Consider the following 3094-nt stretch of genomic DNA (forward strand, 5'->3'; position numbering starts at 1 on the left):
TCAAGCGTTACCCGCCGTTCATCAATCATGAACGACTCTAGGGTGCTGGGCTGAGACTTGGAGTCAGCGGCGCAGAAAAACTTGGCTGCGGAAATATCAGGCTTAGAAAACCCAATGGAAAATTGCCGTTGACCCTTATCCCAACGGCCCAAGACTTGCCAACAGTCTGGGCTATCGCTGAGCCCATTCACGGGCAGCTTCGCCTGCACGAAGGATAGTTCAATATCTTGAATGCCTTGATTACCTAGCGTTTCCTTTAGGTTGGGCATGAAGTGTTGCGTGATAAATTCCTCGAAGGGTTTGTCCTCTAGCTTAGGTGGCTTTTCCTTCTTGGCCTTAGCGCCGTCTGACTTAGCTGGGGTGGTTTTAGTATCGTCTGACATAGTGTCGGTCACATGCAGTTCAACCTTAGCTTAAGGCTCAACCCTGTTTGATTCAAGATTGTGCCTCACAATTACAGGGTATCCTCAAGACTCGATGCTCGCCCAAGGGCGATCGCCCCTGTCAACGATTTCAGATCCGTTCAGCACTACGTTGTATGCCACGTCTCTTTTCCATCTTAAAAGCATGGGTCCATGCCTTGAGCCATCTCATTCGCCTACCGCTGTTGGATCGTCGGGTTTGGCTCTTATCAGCAGGACGCCTGCTCTCCCAAGTAGGCAATGGCTTCACCCTGTTCTATGCTCCCATTTTCTTTGTCAACCAAGTGGGTCTCTCGGCCACCATGGTGGGGATCGGCATTGGCAGCGGCTCGATTGCGGGCATTGTGGGGCGGATTGTCGGTGGATCTATGGCCGACTCTCCCCGCTGGGGGCGACGCTCTACCCTGCTGTGGTCAGCGGCGGTGTCGGCTTTGGCCGATGTAGCCTTGGCGATCGCCGATGATTTTCCAGTCTTCCTCGTCGGTAATTTACTGATGGGGGTGGGCATTGGCCTCTATTGGCCAGCGACGGAGGCCGTGGTAGCGGATATTGTCACCCCAGAGCAGCGCAACGAAGCCTTTGCCATTGTGCGCCTGGCCGATAGCCTGGGTCTGAGCCTTGGCGTGGTGTTTGGCGGCACACTAATTGCCCTGACGGGTCTCTACCGCTTGCTCTTTGTCATCGATGGTCTGTCCTACGCCATCTTTTTTGTCTTGATCTATGTAGCGATCGCTGAAACGTTAAGTAATACCGATCGGGGCCGTTCCTTTTTTGCTGGCTGGGCCATTGCCCTGCGCGATCGCCCCCTGTTAGTCTATGCCGGTGTCAACATCCTGTTTACCACCTATCTTGCTCAAGTGCAGAGCACGCTGCCGGTCTATTTCAGCCGTTTTGTGTCCTTTGATGGCGTGCTGGGGTTATCCGAAGCCATGATCAGCCTGCTGTTCACCTGGCACATTGTCCTCTCTGCCCTCTGCCAACTGCCCATAGCCCGTGGTCTGAAGCGCTTTGGCCTCGTCTGGGCGCTGATTGGATCGGCCCTGTGTTGGGGACTCGGATTTCTGTTGATTTGGTTCACCGGCGTCACTACAACCTTGGCGCTGGGATGGGCCCTAGCTGGATTAGCCGTGATGGCGATCGCCACCGATGCTTACACCCCAGCCGCCTCTGCCCTCGTCGTCGCGATCGCCCCTGACGCCTTGCGGGGGGTGTACCTATCGATCAATTCCCTATGCTGGGCGGTGGGCTATTTCATTGGCCCAACCTTGGGAGGATGGGTGCTCGATCAAGACCGTTGGGTGATCGATGGATTTTGGCTGGGCTCCGCCTTGAGCGTTCTGGGAGCGATCGCCATTCTGCTCTGGCTGGATCGCCTGCTGTCTCAAGCCCAGAAAACCTAGATTGCCCATCATGGATCTAGTCTGCCCAGTCTAGCGATCCTGATCTAGGCTAGGACTATCGGCGATCGTTGCCCTTGAACTTAGATCCTTAACGCGTTTATTTACCATCTCCGTCATCAACCCCACCCACATGCCATCGTCATAGGACTTGCAGGGCATCATAAACCTATGCAGATGGGCTACCCACTAAGCTCTGTTGTCTGAGAGAGAAGGTTATGAACACGACTCCCCTTGAGGTCTGGCTTGTGCAGGCCGTTCATGAAGCGATCGCGCCTACGGCATTAATTTCCACCCTCATCCAGACCCTGGCAGAGGACTATGGCCTCCATGCATCCATTGGGATTGCCGCCGCTGATGGATCGACAGGTGTCCATGTTTGGGCTCACCAGCAAACGGCAGATGCATCTCCAGAACCTCACCAACCTGCGCTCTATCAAGGCCGCCATGCCGACTGGCCCCAGTGGCTGCCACCCCAGGTAGATCCTTCCCTGGATCCGACCACAGGAGATGGCATGATTCCTATCGCAATTCCAGCTCCCCCAGCAGGGGAAGCGATCCTACCCCAGTTCATCCTCCGGCTCCATCGCCCAGCGCCAGACTCCGATCCGCCAACCGCCTGGGCTGATGAGTCACCGCAGACCCTGGCCGCCTTCACCTGTTTGGCACAACAAACCTATCTAGCCTACCTGGCCCTGCTCCATCGCTATCAAGCCGATCAGGCCCATCGCTGCATTGCCCTCGTCAGCGGCATTAATCAACTGCTCAACTCTAGTCTTGATCCTGACCAGGTGGTGGATCGGGTGATGGCAGAACTGGGGGTAGTCATGGGCAGCGATCGCTCTCTGCTCATTGATTTCCGCCAGGCTTCCGCCGATCTGCTCTCGGTATGGACGGCACCCCACCAATCCTGCGACCTACCGCCCCTGTGCCGAGACGACTGGGAATTGGCCCTAGATGCCCTAGAGCAGGGCGGTGCATCCTACCTACACTTCACGGAGCCAAGCCTAGACCTAGAAAACCTGTCGGTCTGGATGAGCAAAGCCGGTGCCGGTTCCCTGCTGATCATTCCGGTCTCAGTACAAGAAGACCTCTTTGGGGCGATCGCCCTCCTGTCCGATTCTCCCCATCAAACCTACTCCGTAGACCAACTGCAGGCTCTGCGCCAAGTGGCAAACCAGGTGGCGATCGCCCTCGTGCATACCCAAAACTACCTAGGACTCTGCCACGAGCCCCCCACCCCGCCCATGCCCGTCGAGGTGCAACCCCTCAGCG

At 56.4% G+C, this 3094-nt stretch carries 4 protein-coding genes; 2 read left to right on the plus strand and 2 right to left on the minus strand.

Features of this window, described 5'->3' with window-relative positions; all coding sequences use genetic code 11:
• A partial coding sequence (locus tag V6D20_23960) for a DUF2996 domain-containing protein (GenBank protein HEY9818836.1) occupies window positions 1–383 on the minus strand: 383 nt, incomplete at its 3' end.
• Between the two features lie 155 nt (window positions 384–538).
• On the opposite strand from V6D20_23960, the gene V6D20_23965 reads away from it, so the two are divergent.
• Entirely contained in the window at window positions 539–1822 is a 1284-nt protein-coding gene (locus V6D20_23965) for an MFS transporter (protein ID HEY9818837.1), read from the plus strand.
• A 30-nt stretch (window positions 1823–1852) separates the two neighbouring features.
• On the opposite strand, the gene V6D20_23970 is transcribed toward V6D20_23965, so the two are convergent.
• Window positions 1853–1984, minus strand: coding sequence for a hypothetical protein (locus V6D20_23970; protein HEY9818838.1), 132 nt, complete (start codon window positions 1982–1984; stop codon window positions 1853–1855).
• 53 nt (window positions 1985–2037) lie between these two features.
• On the opposite strand from V6D20_23970, the gene V6D20_23975 reads away from it, so the two are divergent.
• Window positions 2038–3094, plus strand: a 1057-nt coding sequence (locus V6D20_23975) for a GAF domain-containing protein (protein HEY9818839.1), incomplete at its 3' end; no start/stop codon positions are given.

The sequence above is a fragment of the Candidatus Obscuribacterales bacterium genome (assembly GCA_036703605.1).
Classification (GTDB): Bacteria; Cyanobacteriota; Cyanobacteriia; order RECH01; family RECH01; genus RECH01.